General features: G+C 65.6%; 11 protein-coding genes and 4 pseudogenes. 7 read left to right on the top strand and 8 right to left on the bottom strand.

The window, feature by feature from the left end:
• Positions 1-16: 16 nt before the first annotated feature.
• The 4 genes and pseudogenes from ACSKB8_RS19890 to ACSKB8_RS19905 all read right to left on the bottom strand — a co-directional run bounded on the left by ACSKB8_RS19890 (position 17) and on the right by ACSKB8_RS19905 (position 3366).
• Positions 17-865: a fumarylacetoacetate hydrolase family protein gene (locus ACSKB8_RS19890; protein WP_438105856.1), complete on the bottom strand. Its 849-nt coding sequence runs from the start codon at positions 863-865 to the stop codon at positions 17-19.
• Positions 862-2187, bottom strand: a complete 1326-nt coding sequence (locus ACSKB8_RS19895; protein ID WP_438105858.1) for a bifunctional 3-(3-hydroxy-phenyl)propionate/3-hydroxycinnamic acid hydroxylase — start codon at positions 2185-2187, stop codon at positions 862-864. Before ACSKB8_RS19895 ends, ACSKB8_RS19890 begins: the two co-directional genes overlap by 4 nt.
• An 88-nt stretch (positions 2188-2275) precedes the next feature.
• Positions 2276-2467 (bottom strand): annotated as a pseudogene (locus ACSKB8_RS19900) (FAD-dependent monooxygenase); the annotation flags it as partial.
• Positions 2464-3366 carry a VOC family protein gene (locus ACSKB8_RS19905; protein WP_438105860.1) on the bottom strand — a complete coding sequence of 301 codons (903 nt, stop codon included), beginning with the start codon at positions 3364-3366 and terminating at the stop codon, positions 2464-2466. The gene ACSKB8_RS19905 and the pseudogene ACSKB8_RS19900, both read right to left, overlap by 4 nt.
• Positions 3367-3541: 175 nt before the next feature.
• Here ACSKB8_RS19905 and ACSKB8_RS19910 point away from each other — a divergent pair, with 175 nt between their 5' ends.
• Positions 3542-4267, top strand: a complete 726-nt coding sequence (locus ACSKB8_RS19910; RefSeq protein WP_438105861.1) for a GntR family transcriptional regulator — start codon at positions 3542-3544, stop codon at positions 4265-4267.
• Here ACSKB8_RS19910 and ACSKB8_RS19915 read toward each other — a convergent pair.
• Complete coding sequence (locus tag ACSKB8_RS19915; protein WP_438105862.1) at positions 4252-5742, bottom strand: flavin-containing monooxygenase; 1491 nt, start codon at positions 5740-5742, stop codon at positions 4252-4254. The genes ACSKB8_RS19910 and ACSKB8_RS19915 overlap by 16 nt on opposite strands.
• Before the next feature lie 103 nt (positions 5743-5845).
• Complete coding sequence (locus ACSKB8_RS19920; RefSeq protein WP_166814125.1) at positions 5846-6295, bottom strand: cupin domain-containing protein; 450 nt, start codon at positions 6293-6295, stop codon at positions 5846-5848.
• Positions 6296-6482: 187 nt separating this feature from the next.
• On the opposite strand from ACSKB8_RS19920, the gene ACSKB8_RS19925 reads away from it, so the two are divergent.
• Positions 6483-7508, top strand: a complete 1026-nt coding sequence (locus ACSKB8_RS19925) for an AraC family transcriptional regulator (protein ID WP_438105865.1) — start codon at positions 6483-6485, stop codon at positions 7506-7508.
• A gap of 248 nt (positions 7509-7756) precedes the next feature.
• On the opposite strand, the pseudogene ACSKB8_RS19930 reads toward ACSKB8_RS19925, so the two are convergent.
• Both ACSKB8_RS19930 and ACSKB8_RS19935 read right to left on the bottom strand, forming a co-directional pair.
• A pseudogene (locus tag ACSKB8_RS19930) lies at positions 7757-9626 on the bottom strand (ATP-binding protein).
• 142 nt (positions 9627-9768) lie between these two features.
• On the bottom strand, positions 9769-10401 hold the full coding sequence (locus ACSKB8_RS19935; RefSeq protein ID WP_128937846.1) for a cupin domain-containing protein: 633 nt from the start codon (positions 10399-10401) through the stop codon (positions 9769-9771).
• A gap of 218 nt (positions 10402-10619) precedes the next feature.
• On the opposite strand from ACSKB8_RS19935, the gene ACSKB8_RS19940 reads away from it, so the two are divergent.
• The 5 genes and pseudogenes from ACSKB8_RS19940 to ACSKB8_RS19960 all read left to right on the top strand — a co-directional run bounded on the left by ACSKB8_RS19940 (position 10620) and on the right by ACSKB8_RS19960 (position 16470).
• Positions 10620-12311: a peptide ABC transporter substrate-binding protein gene (locus ACSKB8_RS19940; RefSeq protein WP_438105867.1), complete on the top strand. Its 1692-nt coding sequence runs from the start codon at positions 10620-10622 to the stop codon at positions 12309-12311.
• 27 nt (positions 12312-12338) lie between these two features.
• Positions 12339-13289 carry an ABC transporter permease gene (locus ACSKB8_RS19945; protein ID WP_438105869.1) on the top strand — a complete coding sequence of 317 codons (951 nt, stop codon included), beginning with the start codon at positions 12339-12341 and terminating at the stop codon, positions 13287-13289.
• Between the two features lie 3 nt (positions 13290-13292).
• Positions 13293-14169, top strand: a pseudogene (locus ACSKB8_RS19950) (ABC transporter permease).
• A 40-nt stretch (positions 14170-14209) separates the two neighbouring features.
• Positions 14210-15537: pseudogene (locus ACSKB8_RS19955) on the top strand (NAD(P)/FAD-dependent oxidoreductase).
• Between the two features lie 6 nt (positions 15538-15543).
• On the top strand, positions 15544-16470 hold the full coding sequence (locus tag ACSKB8_RS19960; protein ID WP_438105871.1) for a 2-hydroxyacid dehydrogenase: 927 nt from the start codon (positions 15544-15546) through the stop codon (positions 16468-16470).
• The last annotated feature ends 202 nt before the right edge of the window (positions 16471-16672 follow it).

Genomic DNA, 16672 nt, shown 5'->3' on the forward strand with positions numbered 1-16672 from the left:
CCAGGGAATGGATCGCTCACTGCGCCTCGTCGACGACCGGATTGCGCAGGATTGCGAGCTTCTCGACCTCGACCTCGACGACGTCGCCGGGCTTCATCCAGAGCGGCGGGGTGCGCTTGGCGCCGACACCGCCGGGCGTGCCGCTGACGATGACGTCGCCGGGCTCGAGCCGGGTGAAGGTCGAGCAATATTCGATCTGGCGCGGGATATCGAAGATCATGTGCTTGATCTGCGCTTCCTGCACGACCTGCCCGTTGAGGCGTGTGGTGAGCTTGAGCTCGCCAAGCTCGCCCAGCTCGTCCGGCGTCATCATCCACGGGCCGAACGCGCCGGTATCGGGAAAATTCTTGCCCGGCGTGAACTGGTGGGTGTGGCGCTGGAAATCGCGGATGCTGCCGTCGTTGTAGCAGGCGTAGCCGGCAACGTGACCCATCGCTTCGCTGCGGGAGATGTATCGCCCGCCCTTGCCGATGATGACCGCGAGCTCGCCCTCGAAGTCGAGATGGGTCGAGACGCGTGGCCGGATGATGGGCTTCAGATGCCCGGTCTGACTGTTGGAATAGCGCGAGAAGATGGTGGGGTGCTCGACCTCGGGGCGGCCGGTTTCCTTCCGGTGCGTCTCGTAGTTCAGGCCGACGCACAGGATCTTGTCCGGGTTCGGAACGACCGGCAGCCAGCTGAGCCCCGCGAGCGGCGTGGCGGCCGCCTTGGGCTTCGCGTCCGCGACGCCTGCGAGCGCACCGGCGATGGCGGCCCTCAGATCGGCATAGCGGGTGGCGAGCACGGCGCCGACATCGAGGAAATTGCTGCCCTCGACAAGGCCCCAGGTCGTCCGTCCGTCGATCGCAACGGTCGCGAGTTTCATGCTGTCTTCTCCATTTTGAAATCCGGATCGGGATGGCCGTGCAGGCGCGAAGTGACCTCGTGCAGGAGACTGCCGAGCTCGGCCGCGTTGCGCGCCGCCCCGAACACGTAATGATCGGGCCGTACGATCGCGGCGAGGACGCCGTGGCGGTCGAACCAGCCGGCCAGCACGCCGTCGCTCTCTTGGAGCACGCCGGATGCATCGGCGCCGGCAGGCGCGATTGTCGTTGCGATCAACTGCGGATGCGCGACGCAGAGCGCCATGAGGGAGGGGGCCTCGCTGCGGCGGCCGTCGATGAGCACGCGCAAGCGGGGCCCGGTGATCTTGTCGAGTAGGCAAGGCGCGCCATCGATCAGAACCCGCGGCTGCGGAAACAGGCTGCCGCGCGCGGCTCCATCCTGATCGGCCAGGAAGCCCGTGCGGAGCGGCGGGATGATCTCCTGCCGCGTGATTTCGAGCGGCTTGCCGCCGCCTTCGATCAGGATCTGCGCATCGCGGCGTCGCGCGGCGGCCGGATCGCGCTCGCAGATCGACTGGCCGATCGCCTTGATCTTGCCGGTCAGCTCGATCACGTGCTGCTTGCGCTCGGCCGTGTAGCTGTCGAGCAGGGCGTCGGGCGAGACGCCACTCAGCACGGAATCGAGCTTCCAGACGAGGTTGGTCGCATCGCGCAGTCCCTGGCACATGCCTTGGCCGATGAAGGGCGGCTGTTGATGTGCGGCATCGCCGGCGATGATGATGCGGTCGTTGCGCCAATCGGCGGCCACCAGGGCGTGGAAACGATAGGATGCCGCGCGCCACAATTCGCCATCCTCCGGCGCGAGCCACGGTGCGAGCAGCTTCCACACATTTTCCGGCCGCGCCATCTGCCTGGGTTCTTCGCCCGGCAGCAGCATGATCTCCCAGCGACGATGGTTGTTGGGGCCGATCAGGAAGCTGACGGGCCGCGTCGGATTGCAGAACTGCGCGGAGTTCTGCGGCAGCCTTGCGAGTGCGTCTTGATTGACGCGCACGTCGACCACGAGCCAGGGCTCATCGAAGATCAGGTCTTCGAGCGCGATGCCGGCGATCTGTCGCACCGTGCTCGAGGCACCATCGCAGCCGAGCACGTAACGCGCCGTCACCGTCCGCGATTGTCCTGCCGCATCCTTCAACGTCGCCCCGACGCGGTCTGTCCGCTGCACGAGATCGACCAGCTCGACGCCGAGCTCGGCGCGGACACAGGAAAAGCTCAAGGTGTGACGGCGCAGCTCGGCCTCGACCGGCGGCTGGCTGAACACCATGCTGGGCGTGTAGCCGAGCGGGTAGGGCTTTTCGACCATGGACGCGCCGGATCAATTGACCGTCGACGCCAAAATGCTCGGAGGCGGTGAAGGGCTCGACATGGGGCGCGATCGCATCGGCCAATCCCATATTGTCGAAGTGACGAAAGATCTCGTGATCGAGCGCGATCGCCCGTGGCTTGTCGTAGATGTCGGCCAGGCGATCGATGACGAGCGTGTGATGGCCGAGATGGCCGAGCAGCCCGGCCGCGACGGCGCCGGTCGGTCCGAAGCCGACGATAAGCACATCGTAATCCGTGGTGGCGGCGGACATCGTCATGCGCGGCAATCCGTGTCGAAGAGCACGGAGAGTTGCGCGGTCTTGCAGGCTTCACTCTTGGGCGGCGCAATGCCCCATTGGTCGGTGCGTCCCGGCGGCCAGACCCATTCGGCGGGTCCCTTCGCGCGATAGCTGTCGTCGACCTGGAGGACTTCGGCGGTGTATTCGACGACGACCCCGTCCGGATCGACGAAATAGGCGAACACGTTGTCGCCGGGCCCGTGCCGGCCGACGCCCCAGCCGATCGGAAAGCCGTGATCAATCATGCGGCCGGAGCCGCGCATCACCGACTCCAGATCCGGCATCAAAAAGGCGACGTGGTTGAGACCGTTGCTTGGTGCTTCCGCGAGGACGACGGCGTGGTGATCGCTGTTGCAGCACAGGAATGCCATCAGCTTCGAGCGGTCGGTCAGGCGAAAGCCAAGCACCTGCTGGTAGAACGTCGAGAGCTTTTCGATGTCGGCGCTGTTGATGTTGACGTGGGCGAGCCGCTCGGGGCGGTCAGCCACGATGCGCGCCGTCTTGGTGCGATCGCCGTGGACGAACTCCATGCAGCAGCCCTGCGGCTCGCGGATCACGAAGTGCGTGCCGCCCGATGGCGCGTGCGATGGCCCGGCCGGCGTGATGATCTCGCAGTCCGCCTCGCGTGCGCGCGCGAACAAGCGGTCGAGATCGTCGCGCGAGCGGACGCGAAAGGTGATCTTGCACAGCGCAGCTCGTTCGCCTTGCGAGAGTTCGAGAACGTGGAAATCCGCGCCCGTCGCGGCGAGATAGACCGTGCCCTCGGCTTCGGCCGCGACATCGAGGCCCCAGACCTTCGTATAGAAGTCGGCGGAGACGCCAAGGCGCGGCGTCGCAATCTCGACGCTGCGCAACGCGACCACCGGAAAATCGGACATCGGGCTTCCTCGTCAAGGCAGAGGGCCGCACCCGAATAGCCGCGGATCGCCCACCAAGCCGGTTGTTGTTGGCGAACGAGTAATCTATATAAATCTATCCGTAAAGACAAAATTTATAAATTATTGCCGCTTGCGGTCTGATGTACAAAAAATCTCGATGAATCAGTGGGACGCCATGAGCTCAGACCTGTCGAGCCCGAAGACCGATGCGCCGGCGACGCTGGCGACGAGCATCTATGCCCGCCTCAAGGCCGACATCCTGACCACGCGCCTTGCGCCCGGACGCAAGCTCCAGTCGCGCTTTCTGATGGAGCACTACAATGTCGGGCAGACCCCGCTCCGCGAGGCGCTGAACCGTCTCACCACCGAGGAGTTCGTCGTCGGCATGGAGCAGCGCGGCTTCTACGTGAAGCCGGTCAGCAAGGACGAGCTCCGGGAATTGACCAAGACGCGCTGCTGGGTCGAAGGGCTGGCCTTGCGCGAATCCATGCAGAACGCGACGCAAGAATGGGAGGAGGCGCTTCTGGTGACGCATCACCGCCTCGGCCGCACGCCGCGTTCGCTCGATCCGGAAAAGTTCGCGGACAATCCGGACTGGGAGAAGGCGCACCGCGCGTTTCACGCGACGCTGATTGGTCTGTGCGGCTCGCGCCCGCTGCTCGGCTTCTGCGAGCAGCTTGCCGACCGGCTCTATCGTTACCGCATGATGTCGATTGCGAAGGCCTACCCGGTCCGGAAGATCGGGACCGAGCATGCACAGATCCTCCAGGCCGTGCTCGACCGGAAGACCGACGATGCCGTCGCGCTGTTGCAGCAGCACTATCAGCGCACGGCGGATGTGATCGATTCGGATCTCGAGACGGTGCTGCCGAAGTCCGACACGCCTTACGCCGCGCGATAGTCCGGCGCCGTGGCCAGGAACTTGGCATAGGCATCCGCGTCCGGCGGCGAGAAGCGCCCGGCGAGCCCGCCGCGCTTCTGGTTCTTCGCGCCAATGTCGGCCATCAGCTCGTCGAAATGGCGATAGTGATAAGGCGCGACGCACAGGCCGCCATAGACGCCCGCGGCCGGCCGTTCGACGCGCTTGAAGTGCAGCATCATCTCGATGTTGTCGCGCATGGCTTGCGCGGTCGGCTGGTTGGCGAGCTGGCCGTCGGCATAGCGCACCAGCCAGTTGGCGGCGAGATCGGCGCAGAGCACGGTGCAGAACGACGAGTTGAAGCCGACGAAGCCGAGCTCGGGCAGATCAGGATTGGCGATCAGGCGATAGAGCCGGTACTGCCCGTCGGCATCGACCAGCTTTTGCTGGCAGGCCGAGGGCAGGAACGGCACGCCGAGCTTGTAGCCGATCGCGAGCACGGCGATATCGGCACCAATGCGCTCGCCGCCGCTCATCACGATGCTGTCGCCGTCATAATGATCGAACGTGCCGAACACCGCCTTGATGCGGCCGTCGGCGACCATGGGATAGAAGCCCGGCGTTGCGATCGGCACCGAGCAGTTGACGCCGTCCTCGATCCGTTCTTTCGGGACCATGTTGCACCGGTTGAGCTTGAGCTGCGCCTTCAACAGGCTCTCCAGCCCGCGCCAGTTCGCCCAAACCAGCGGCGCGGCGAGGCGGTGCGCGAGCCGGGCCATCGTGCTGATGCCCCAGCCGGGAAACATCTCCTCCTGCGCGCGGATGTAGAGGATGCGCTTGAAGTTCACGAGCCCGCCGATGAAATAGGGGATGCGCCAGACCGGCTCGCGCATCACGATGGTGACCTCGCGCGCGCCCGCCTTGACCGCGTTCACGGCGATGTCGGTCGCGGATTTCGAGCCGCCGAGCACGACGACGCGGCGCCCCTTTGCCTGGGCGGCATCATTGTATTTCGATGAATGCAGGATCTGGCCGCCCTGTGCCAGAAAGCCGTCCTCGCCCGGGCAATGCAGCTCGCGCGGTTCGTTGAACTGACCGGTGCAGACCGCGACGAAATCGAAGTCCTCCTGCGAGGTCGCGCCGTCCTTGCCGCTCAGCGCGAGCGCCCAGCCCGGTTTGCCGTCGGCGCGCCGCGCCATCCCGGCGATCTCGGTGTTGAGGCGCAGCATGCGGTCGAGGCCAAAACTCTTCGCGTAGTCGGCGAGATAGGCGTGGACCTGCGGCCCGGTCGGCCATTCCGGATAGGCGTCCGGCATGGCGCGGTCGGTGTAGCGGTAGAGCTCCTTCGGGCTCTGGGTCTGCACTTCGGGATAGGAGCGCGCCGGCTCCCAGACGCCGCCGAGATCGCCGCTGCGCTCGATGATGGTGACGCGGTGACCGCGGATGGAGAACGCCTTGGCGGCGGCAAGGCCGGAGACGCCGGCGCCGATCACGCAGACATGCTTCGGAGTGATCATGGGTTTGCTCGCAATCAGTGTGTTTCGCGCGTAAGCGGCTACGTTCGGCCGCAAGGGGCGGCCGGCGGAGCTGCAAGCAGATGAAAGTGGACGAGGAGGCTGCCTACTCGTTGGCCTCGGGCGGCAAGAAATCGACCTCGTGCAGCGCCGAGATGCGCACCACTTCGGCCGGGTCGGTCAGGTTGTGGAGCTGATTGAACAGCGCCTCCAGCTTCTGCATCGGCGAGACCCAGAACAGCGCGCGGCACGGCTTGTCGGACTTGTTGAAATAGCCGTGCGGGATGCCGCGCGGCATGCGCACGAGATCGCCGGCATGGGCCTTGACCCATTTGCCGTCGAGCTTGAGGTCGAGCGTGCCCTCCTGCACCAGGATGAACTCGTCCTGGGTCGGATGGATGTGCACCGGCACGAACTGGCCGGGATCGCTGTTGGTCTCGAACGCGAAGGTGGAGTCGGTCACGGCCTTGGGGAAATACACCTGGCCAAGGATGTTCCAGCTCTTGCCCCCATAACCCGTGCCGTTTGCGGTAATGCCCTTTTCGAGTGCAGTCATGCTCGCCTCCTCATGGATTCCGGCGGGGATGGAGCATCGGCCAGTCGTGGCCCGCCTGTCTATCCGCTAAACGAATCCGCAACGGCTGTTGCCATGCAGCACGACGATTTTGTGGATGCGGCCCTTTTCGCTGTCACGGAACTATTATAGGCTTAAAGTAATTCCGTGACGCGAAGCGTGGTCGACGATGTCCGCAGCCGTGCTGGAAATGAGCGCGAGACCAACCGCAGCCGAACGGCTTGCGGATTTCGCCCGCGTCACCACTGACGACGTCGACGAAGCAGCCGAGCAGATCGGACGCATCTTCTGTCCGCACGATCTCAAGCCGACGCGTGCGCGCGCCGCCGGCTTCTCCGCCCGGCACAATTGCGCGGCATTCGCAGGCTTTTCCATCGACTATGTCGCCTATGGCGGATCGGTCAGCATCGATCCCGGCTGCCTCGAACGCTTCTTCCTGGTCCAAGTCCCGCTCACGGGCACCGCCCGCATTCGTGCCGGCGCCTGCGAGCTCGATGCCGTGCCGGACCGGACGGCGTCACTGCTGTCGCCGACGATCCCGACGCGCATGACCTGGGCCGACTGCGCGCAAGCGATCCTGCTGCTCGATCGCAGCATGGTCGAGCAGCGCGCCGCGGCGCTGTCGGGCAGGGCGGCCGGCACGGTCGAGTTCGATCCTGTGATCGACCTGGACGCGCCGTCCGGGCGGGCGTTGCGGGCCAGCCTTGCCGAGTTGATGACGCTCGCCGAACGTCTCGGTCCCGCCGGCAGGCTGTCACCGGTCGCGATGGCCGATTGGCGCGAGGTTCTGCTCGATCACCTGCTCAATGGCCAGGGGCATGACCTGTCGGATGCGATCAGGATGTTTTCGGGCCGGGCTGAGCGTCTGCCGCGCGCGCTCCGCGCCGCGCGGGATCATCTTTCGGACAATGCCGGCGAGCCGCTCGACCTCGCGCAGCTCGCCTGCGCCTCCGGCATCGGCATCCGCGCGCTCCAGCTCGGCTTCCGCCGTCACTTCGGCCTCTCGATCTCCCAGATGCTGCTCGACATGCGCCTTGCCGGCCTGAACGCCCGCCTCGCGCAGGCTTCGCCCGATGCCTCCATCACCGAGATCGCTTTCGATCTCGGCTTCACCCATCTCGGCCGCATGGCGGGTGCCTACCGCGAGAAATTCGGCGAGACGCCCTCGGCGACGTTGCGGCGAAGGATGAGTTAGCCGCGGCGAAGTTAGGCCGGGGCGGCGGTCCGTGTTCACCTCTCCCCAGCGGGGAAAGGTCGGATTGCCTGGCGATGCGAAGCATCGTCCAGTGCAATCCGGGTGAGTGGCCGCGGCACCCAGTGAGACTTGAACCCCTCACCCGGATCGCCTCTTACGATGCGATCCGACCTCTCCCTTCGGGAGAGGTGACGAGTTCTCGGCTCGCACCGGTTCAACAAGAAATCATCCCACTCTAGGCGCGAGGCCTACTTCCGCGGTCGCGTTGGGCCGTTGTCTTCGGCCGCCTGCCTGCGCAGAAAAGCCTCGACGTCAGCCTGCACCGAGTAGGGCGTCGGGATCGCATCGCCGGCGGAATCGACTGCGGTGTCGAGACAGCGGCGCAGCACGCGTGCGAGCTCGGCCTTGCGATAGGGCTTTCTCAGCAGCGGCGCGCCCATCGTGGCGCGTCCCTGCGTGTGCAGCGAATCGTAGGCGTATCCGGAGGTGAACAGCACCCGCAGGGACGGCCGCGCGGCCACCATTTGCTCGGCGAGCTCCCGTCCGTTCATGCCGCCGGCCATCACGATGTCGGTGAAGAGCAGGTCGAACGCGGTGCCTTCGGCCGAAACGGCGAGCGCTTCGGCCGCATTGGCGGCGGGGATGACCTTATAGCCGAGGCTCTCGAGCTGGACCGTGACGTAGCGGCGGACGTCGCGGTCGTCTTCGACGCAAAGGATGGTTTCCTTACCCCCGACGATCTTGCGATCGTCATAGCCAGTCGGGCGAAGCGCGCTCGTCTCCGCCTTCGGCAGGTAGATCGTGAAAACCGTGCCGCTTCCTTCTTCGGACGCGACCCTGATGCCGCCGCCGGACTGCTTGACGAAGCCGAACACCATGCTGAGCCCGAGCCCCGTACCCTTGCCGACCTCCTTGGTCGAGAAGAACGGATCGAAGATGCGCTCGAGGATGGCCTGCGGAATGCCGGTGCCGGTGTCGGCGATCTCGATCTCGACATAGTCGCCGGCATAGCCGGCGCCGACCGCCACCGCCTCGCGGACGCCGAACACCACGTTGCGTGTCGTCAGCGTCAGCTTGCCGTCGTCCAGCATCGCATCGCGAGCGTTGATCGCGAGGTTGAGCAACGCCGAGCTCAGTTGGCCGCGGTCGGCATAGGCGAGCCAGACGTTGCCGCCAAGCCTGGTCACGATCTCGATCTTCTTGTCGAAGGTCGCCAGCAGCAGCTTTGCCAGTTCCTCGATGAGCTCGTTGACATCGATCTCGGCCGGCCGGAGCGCCTGCTTGCGGGCAAAGGAGAGCAGGCTCGATGTCAGCGCGGCGCCGCGGTCGGCGGCTTCGCTGATCAGCTTGGTGATGGTCGCAAGCGGCGGGTTGTCCTTGACGGCGTCGTCGAGGATCTCGATCGTGCCGGTGATCACGGTGAGCATGTTGTTGAATTCGTGCGCGATGCCGCCGGTGAGCTGGCCGACCGCCTCCATCTTCTGAGCCTGGATCAGTTGCTCCTCGGCAGCGCGCTTCTGGGTGATGTCCCTGACGAAGGTATTGATGATGGAGCGCTCTCCTATCCGCAACACCGTGCTGGACGCCTCGGTCAGGATGCGGTCGCCGTTCCTGTGGATCAGGCTGACCTCGAAGCGCATGCCGCTTGGTGCGGCCGACAATTCCGGAACGAGTTCGCGCCATGCGCTGCCTGAAGGCGGCGCGGAGCGGCTCGGCGACGATGAGGTCGACGACATCGGCGCCAAGAGCCTCCTCGCGCGTCCATCCGGTCAGGGCCTCGGCCTGAAGGCTCCACTCCAGCACGACACCGCTGTCGTCGATCTGAATGAAGGCGTCGAGCGCGGTCCTGATAACGGCTTGCGTCATCTGCGCACTGTCGCTGCGCGCTTGCGACAGTGCGGCCGATTGCGCGGAGACACGTTCTGCCTCTGACGTCTCCATGGCGCGTGTGCAGAGCCGCGCGAGCAGCGCTGCAACGGCGGCGCTCGCCAGCAGGGCAATGAGTTGGGCCGTGCCGAACCCTGCGCTGCCGGTCACGGCATAGGAGGCGAGAAGGGCCGCAGCGGTCACGATGACCTGGGCGGCCATCGCAAGTGTCAGAAGCCCCCTGAGTTTCATGGTCTCACACCAAAGACGCCAACTGCGGACCGCCCGGCCGCTCCGTCGGCTTGATGTGAGCTACAGACTCCGCGTGGCTCCGTCGAGGGGCAATTTACGGTGGTAGCGGGCGGCGGGATCCCTCAGGAGAGGGAGTACCGCGTCATCCCGCCGGCGGATCGGTCTGGCGCAGCGTCGTCACCCAGATCACGCGCGCCACCTGTTGGGTCGGGTTGTCGAACATGTGCGGCACGATGCTTGGAAAGCGAAAGCTGTCGCCGGCCTCCAGCACATGAGCCTGGTTGTCGAGCCACAGCCGCAGGCTGCCCGAGAGGATGTAGCCGGCCTTCTCGCCGGTGTGTTGCAGGAAGTCGGTGCCGGACGAGGCGCCGGGATTGAGCGTGAGCTCGTAGAGCTCGAGCTGGCCCTTGCCGTCAGGCGTGAGCGCTTCCTTGACCACGCCGCTGGCGGTGAGCCGCAGCAACCGCCGGTTATTCTTGCGCACGATGTAGCGCTGCACGTCGGCGGGATCGCTGCTCTCGAAGAAATAGGAGATGGGAACGTCGAGCGCGATGCTGAGCAGGCGCAGCGTGCGGATCGACGGCATGGCGCGCGCGCGTTCGAGCTGGCTGATCATGCCGGTGGAGAGGCCGGTCTTGTTGGCGACGTCCTGGATCGAGAGGCCCGCGCGCTGGCGCAGCAGCCGCACGGTCTCGCCGAGGCGCTGGTCGACCGCATCGTCGGCTTCGATCGCCGGGGCGTCCTTCGGATCCTTCGTATCGCCGCGACCATCCATGTCGCTCTCCCATGCATCATCTCAAGCCCGCACCGCATTGATCCGAGGCTTTAGTCAGAGTGAAAAAGTCGCGCATTCTAGCAATGCGATTGACAGCTGTATTTAGTCGTGATGAAATTTTGTCTGAAAAATTTAGAAGCACTAAAGCCCACTCCTGTCCCTTCGCCGGGGTCTCGGGGGCGCGGGGACGGTGCCGCGTGCGACAACGGAGAGTGGCCATGGCAGACGGCACCGGCAAGTTCGGCGTTGGAGCAGTGCATCTCGGCATTCCGAATCGCCGCCAGTTCTTCCAGCTTGGGGCCGGCGCCGCGGCAGGATGGACCCTTGCAGGCAACGCCTTCGCGCAGGTCGAGCGCCCGACCAATCCGCCAGACAAGCCACGCGGGCAGGTGATCGCAGCGCTGTCGCAGGAGCCGACCGTCTTTCATCCCTTGATGCCTGGCATCGAGGTCGATCAGGGCGTCTGGTGGCAGGTGTTCTCTCTGCTCTGGTTCATCGATCCTGCCGGCAATTTCGTTCCTGACCTCGCGCGCGAGGTTCCGACCATCGAGAATGGCGGCCTGTCGGCCGACGGTCTGACCTGGAAGATCAAGCTGCGCAGCGACGTGAAGTGGCATGATGGCACGCCGTTCACGGCCGATGACGTCAAGTTCTCGCTCGAGCTGATCAACAATCCCGATTTTCGCGCGCGGAGCCGCGTCGGCCATAGCCTGGTCAAGGACATCAAGGTCGTCGCGCCCGACGAGATCCACTGGCGAATGGAAGCGCCCTATTCGCCCTACATGTCGATTCTGGGATCGCTGACCTTCATCGTGCCCAAGCACATTCTTGAGAAGGTATCCGATCCGAACGCCTCGCCGTTTCACAATGCGCCTGTCGGCACCGGGCCGTTCCGCTGGGGCGAGCGCGTGCCCGGCGACCACATCCTGCTCAATGCCCATACCGGCTATCACGGCAAGGGGCCGTACGTCGAACGCGTGGTCTTCAAATACATTCCCGATCTCACCGTTCTCTACACCCAGTTCCGCACCGGCCAGGTCGACTACACCGGCTTGCAGGGCATCCTGCCGAACTTCGTGCAGGAGGCGAAGACGCTGAAGGGGCGCAAGATCGTCGTCTCCTCGACCTCTTCGGTGGAGCATATCGCGCCCAATCTGGAGTTCGGTCCCTTTGCCGACCGCGCGGTGCGCGAGGCGCTCTATCTCGCCATCAACAAGCAGGCGATCATCGACGCGCTCTATTACGGCCTGCCGACACAGACCGAGAGTTTCGTGCCGCAGCAGGCGTGGTCGTTCCAACAGGGGCTGCCGCAACACAAATACGATCCCGCAAAGGCCAACGCGCTGCTCGATGCCGCTGGATGGGTTCGCGGCTCCGGTGGCGTGCGCGAGAAGGGCGGCGTCAAGCTCGAGTTCACCAACTCGACGACGTCAGGCAATGCGGTGCGCGAGCAGACCCAGCAGCTCCTGATCCAGGACTGGCGTGCGATCGGCGCTGCGATGCGCGTCAACAACATGCCGGCCGCCGTGATCTGGGGCGACTTCTGGCGGCAGTCGAAGTTCAACTCGGTGCTGGTGTCCGTGAACTTCATGCTCGGCAGCGATCCCGATGTGACGCCGCGCTTCGGCTCCGGCGCCATTCCGGCCAAGGGCGGCCGTGGCTACAACACCTATCAGTACAGGAGCCCCGAGGCCGATCGTCTGCTCGGCGACGGCGCCAAGCAGTTTGAGATCGCCCAGCGCAAGACGACCTATGGCGACTTGCAAAAGCTGATCCGCAACGATCTCGCCATCCTGCCGCTGTTTCAGGGCTTCATCGCCGAGGGCGTGAAGGAGGGGCTGCAAGGCTTCCGTCCCAACATCAACACCTCCATCAACTGCTGGAACATCCGCGAATGGTACTGGGCCTGATCTATCAGGTGCGCAGGGCAGCCTGAGATGGCCCGTTACGTCGTCAACCGCCTGGCCCAGGCGATCATGCTGCTGGTGATCGTCTCGGCGATCGGCTTTGCCATCCTGCACCTGGCGCCCGGCGGTCCGCTCTCGCAATTCGCGGCCTCCGCGCAGATGACGCAGGAAGACCTCGACCGCGTCACCAAGCAGCTCGGGCTCGATCGCCCGCTGCCGATCCAGTATCTCGACTGGTTCGGTCGCATGGTGCGGGGTGACTGGGGCCGCTCCTATCGCGACGGCGAGGCGGTGCTGTCGGTGATCTCCTCGCATCTCGGCGCCACGCTGGAACTGATGGCGACGGCGACCATCATCGCGGTGCTGCTCGGCTGCTGGATCGGGGTGCTGGGTGCGCTGCGCCGTTATTCGCTGTTCGACACGCTCGCAACCGTCGGCGCCATGATCGCGCTGTCGATCCCGACCTTCTGGTTCGGCCTCGTCACCATCTATGTGTTCTCGGTGAAGCTCGGCTGGCTGCCGGCCGGCAACCGCGAGACCGTCGGCGACGGCTCCTTCTTCGACCTACTGCATCACCTGATTGCGCCGGCGATGGTGCTGGCGCTGGTCGAGACCGCGATGTGGGGCCGCTTCATGCGTTCCTCCATGCTCGAAGTCATCAACCAGGACTACATCCGCACCGCCCGCGCCAAGGGCATGCCGGAATGGCGCATCCTCACCGTGCACGCGCTGCGGAACGCGCTGCTGCCGATGATCACGGTGGCCGGTCTGCAGTTTCCGACGCTGCTCGGCGGCGCGCTGGTGGCCGAGACCGTGTTCACCTGGCCCGGCATGGGCCGCCTGTTCCTCGATTCCATCGGCTATCGTGACTATCCCGTGGTGATGGGCATCTTGATGTTCTCGGCGACCATGGTGCTGATCGGCTCGTTGCTCGCCGACATCTTCTATGCCGTCGTCGATCCGCGCATCCGGGTGGGCTAGGCGATGGCGACCGCGACCCTTTCCACAGTCCAGCCCGCCCCCGGCCAGGCCGCGTGGCGGCGCTTCCGCCGGCATCGCCTCGCGCTCGCGGGCGCCGTGATCATCCTGGTGCTCGTGCTCGGCTCGGCGTTCGGTCCTTATCTGCTGCCGTTCGACGACACCTATATCGACGTCATGAAGCGGTTCGCGCCGCCGCTGTCGGGTGCACACATCCTCGGCACCGACGAGCTCGGCCGCGACGTGCTCGCGCGCTTGATGATGGGCGGCCGCGTCTCGCTCTCGATCGGCATCGTCGCGATGGTGATCGCGATGGCGGTCGGCATCGTCGTCGGCGCCTTCGCCGGCTTCCATGGCGGCGTGGTCGGCGCGGTGCTGATGCGGCTCGTCGACGCCGTGCTGTGCTTCCCGACCATCTTCCTGCTGCTTGCGCTGGCGGCGCTCACCGAGCCCGGCCTCGTCACCACCACCGTGCTGATCGCAGCGACGGCGTGGATGAGCGTCGCCCGCGTCGTCGAGGCGCAGGTGCGCTCGCTGCGGGAGCGTGAGTTTGCGGTCGCCGCGCTCGCCTTCGGCTCGTCGAACCTGCGGATCATGTTCCGCGAGCTCGTGCCCAACGCGATCGCGCCGATCGTGGTCGCGGCGACGCTGAACGTCGCCAAGGCGATCCTGCTCGAATCCTGATGTCAGCTATCTCGGCTACGGCATCCAGCCGCCGGCTGCGAGCTGGGGTAACATGCTCAACAACGCCCAGATCTATCTCACTAGCGCGCCATGGCTTGCGATCGCGCCGGGCGTCGCCATCACGCTGGCGGTGACGAGCTTCAACTTCCTCGGTGACGGCCTGCGCGATGCGCTCGATCCGCGAATGAACATCCCATGACGAGCCCAGGTCCGTTCGAACTGAAGTCCAGGAGTGCCCCATGTCCCCGCCGCTCAACCGTATAAACAGCGATGAACGCCTGCCGGCACAGGCGGATGTCGTCGTCATCGGCGGCGGCGTGATCGGCGTGTCCGCGGCCTATCATCTGGCGAAGAAGGGCCTTTCCGTCGCGCTGGTCGAGAAGGGGCATGTCGGCGGCGAACAGTCGAGCCGCAATTGGGGCTGGTGCCGCCAGCAGGGCCGCGCGCGCGAGGAGATTCCGCTGGCACGTGAGGCGCTGCGGCTGTGGGAGGACATGCAGAACGACGCCGGCGTCGATGCCGGCTTCCGCCGCACCGGCGTGCTGTTCCTGACCAAGAGCAAGGACGAGCTTGCGAGCTGGGAACGTTGGGCCGCGGTCGCGCGCGAGCAGCAGGTCCACTCCACCATCCTGACGCCGGCCGAGATCGCCGAACGCATGCGGGGCAATGCCGACAAATGGGTCGGCGGCCTGCACACGCCGAGCGACGGCCGCGCCGAGCCGTCGATGGCCGTGCCGGCGCTCGCCACTGCCGCGCGAAAGCACGGCGTCACCATCCATCAGGGCTGCGCCGCGCGCGGACTGGAGACTCTGGGAGGACGGGTCAGCGCCGTCGTCACCGAGAAGGGCACCATTCGCACGCAGTCCGTGCTGCTGTCGGGCGGCGCATGGTCGTCGCTGTTCTGCCGTCGTCACGGCATCGAGCTGCCGATCGGTCTCGTCAACGCCACGGCATGCCGGACCACCCCAGGGCCGGAGATCACCTCCGGCGCGCTCGGCACCGATTTCTACTGCATCCGCCGCCGTCTCGACGGCGGCTTTACGCTGGCGCTGCGCAACCGCGGCACGGTCGAGCTGTCGCCCGACCTGTTCCGCTACGCCCGCACCTTCTGGCCGACCTATCAGCATCGCAAGAACGGGCTGAAATTGTCGTTCGGCAAGTCGTTCTTCGACCAGCTCATGCGCGGAACCAGCTGGAGCTTTGACAAGCCGTCGCCGTTCGAGGCCGAACGCGTGCGCGATCCATCCCCCGACATGTCGCTGGTCAATGCGGCGCTGGCGTCGCTGATCCGTTCGAATCCGGAATTGAAGGACATCGAGATCGCGGAAGCCTGGGCGGCACCATCGACTGCACGCCTGATACGATCCCCGTGATCTCGCCGGTCGATGCCTTGCCCGGCTTCTTCCTCGCCACCGGCTTCTCCGGTCACGGCTTCGGCATTGGTCCCGCGGCCGGCAAGCTCGCCGCCGATATCGTGACCGGCTCGACACCACTGGTCGACCCGGTGGCTTACAGCCACAAGCGCATGATCGACGGCCGGCGGCTCGCGCCGGTCAGCCCGTTCTGAGGCGGCATGACGGTTCTCTACAAGGCCAATATGGTTCGCGGCGCCGAGTGGGCGCGCTTCTTTGCGGAGCGCGCGCCCGATCTGCCGTTTCGGCTCTGGCCCGACATCGGCAATCCCGCTGATATCAGGTATCTGGTGGTGTGGGTGCCGCCGGACGATATCGCCACGACGTTCCCGAATCTCGAACTGGTCTTCTCGGTCGGCGCGGGTGTCGATCAATTCGACGCCACAAAGCTTCCCGCGCATATTCCGCTCGTCCGCATGCTGGAGCCCGGCATCGCCGAGACCATGGTCGAATACGTCACGATGGCCGTGCTCGGCCTGCATCGTGATCTCCTCCATTTTATCAATCAGCAGAAGGAGCAGGTCTGGCGCGAGATCCGGATCATGCCGGCAAAGCGGCGGCGCGTCGGCGTGATGGGGCTCGGCCAACTCGGCCAGGCCGTGCTCGATCGGCTCATGGCGTTCGGCTTCCCGCTGCTCGGCTGGAATCGCTCGCGGCGCGAGATCGAGGGCGTGACCTGCTATTCGGGCGCGGGCTCGCTGCCGGACTTTCTGTCGCAGACTGACATCCTCGTCTGCCTGCTGCCGCTGACTGACGAGACCCGCTGTATCTTGAACGCGGACCTGTTCGCGCACCTGCCGCGCGGTGCCTCTCTCGTCAATGTCGGCCGTGGCGCGCATCTCGTCGAAGCCGATTTCCTCGCCGCGCTCGACAGCGGCGCGCTCGCAGGCGCGGTGCTCGACGTCGCCGAGCCCGAGCCGCTGCCCGCGGGCCATCCGTTCTGGAGCCATCCGCGCATCCTGCTGACGCCGCACAATGCCAGCATGACCACGCCGGATACGGCCGTCGATTTCGTGCTCGACGTCATCGCACGCCACCGCCGCGGCGAAAAATTGCCGGGACTCGTTGACCGTAGCCGCGGTTATTGAGGTTGAGATGGTGATGGGAACATCAGCGCAGCCACGAGCTCAGTTCACCTCTCCCGCTCTTGTCCGCCGAAGCCTTGGCGAAGGCGGATGCGGGACAGGTCGGCGCGAAGCGCCGGGTGAGGGGTCTCTCCTCTTGGGGATCCTTCATTGTGGAAGCACCCTCTCCCCAGCCCTCCCCCGCAAGCGGGGAGGGAGCGCACCT

This window comes from Bradyrhizobium sp. BR 1432, assembly GCF_051547705.1.
In the GTDB taxonomy this organism is placed as follows: Bacteria; Pseudomonadota; Alphaproteobacteria; order Rhizobiales; family Xanthobacteraceae; genus Bradyrhizobium; species Bradyrhizobium zhanjiangense.

Coding starts and splice junctions, on each gene's coding strand:
- ACSKB8_RS19890 (WP_438105856.1), bottom strand. CDS start 865: ATGAAACTCGCGACCGTTGCGATCGACGGACGGACGACCTGGGGCCTT.
- ACSKB8_RS19895 (WP_438105858.1), bottom strand. CDS start 2,187: ATGGTCGAAAAGCCCTACCCGCTCGGCTACACGCCCAGCATGGTGTTC.
- ACSKB8_RS19905 (WP_438105860.1), bottom strand. CDS start 3,366: ATGTCCGATTTTCCGGTGGTCGCGTTGCGCAGCGTCGAGATTGCGACG.
- ACSKB8_RS19910 (WP_438105861.1), top strand. CDS start 3,542: ATGAGCTCAGACCTGTCGAGCCCGAAGACCGATGCGCCGGCGACGCTG.
- ACSKB8_RS19915 (WP_438105862.1), bottom strand. CDS start 5,742: ATGATCACTCCGAAGCATGTCTGCGTGATCGGCGCCGGCGTCTCCGGC.
- ACSKB8_RS19920 (WP_166814125.1), bottom strand. CDS start 6,295: ATGACTGCACTCGAAAAGGGCATTACCGCAAACGGCACGGGTTATGGG.
- ACSKB8_RS19925 (WP_438105865.1), top strand. CDS start 6,483: ATGTCCGCAGCCGTGCTGGAAATGAGCGCGAGACCAACCGCAGCCGAA.
- ACSKB8_RS19935 (WP_128937846.1), bottom strand. CDS start 10,401: ATGGATGGTCGCGGCGATACGAAGGATCCGAAGGACGCCCCGGCGATC.
- ACSKB8_RS19940 (WP_438105867.1), top strand. CDS start 10,620: ATGGCAGACGGCACCGGCAAGTTCGGCGTTGGAGCAGTGCATCTCGGC.
- ACSKB8_RS19945 (WP_438105869.1), top strand. CDS start 12,339: ATGGCCCGTTACGTCGTCAACCGCCTGGCCCAGGCGATCATGCTGCTG.
- ACSKB8_RS19960 (WP_438105871.1), top strand. CDS start 15,544: ATGACGGTTCTCTACAAGGCCAATATGGTTCGCGGCGCCGAGTGGGCG.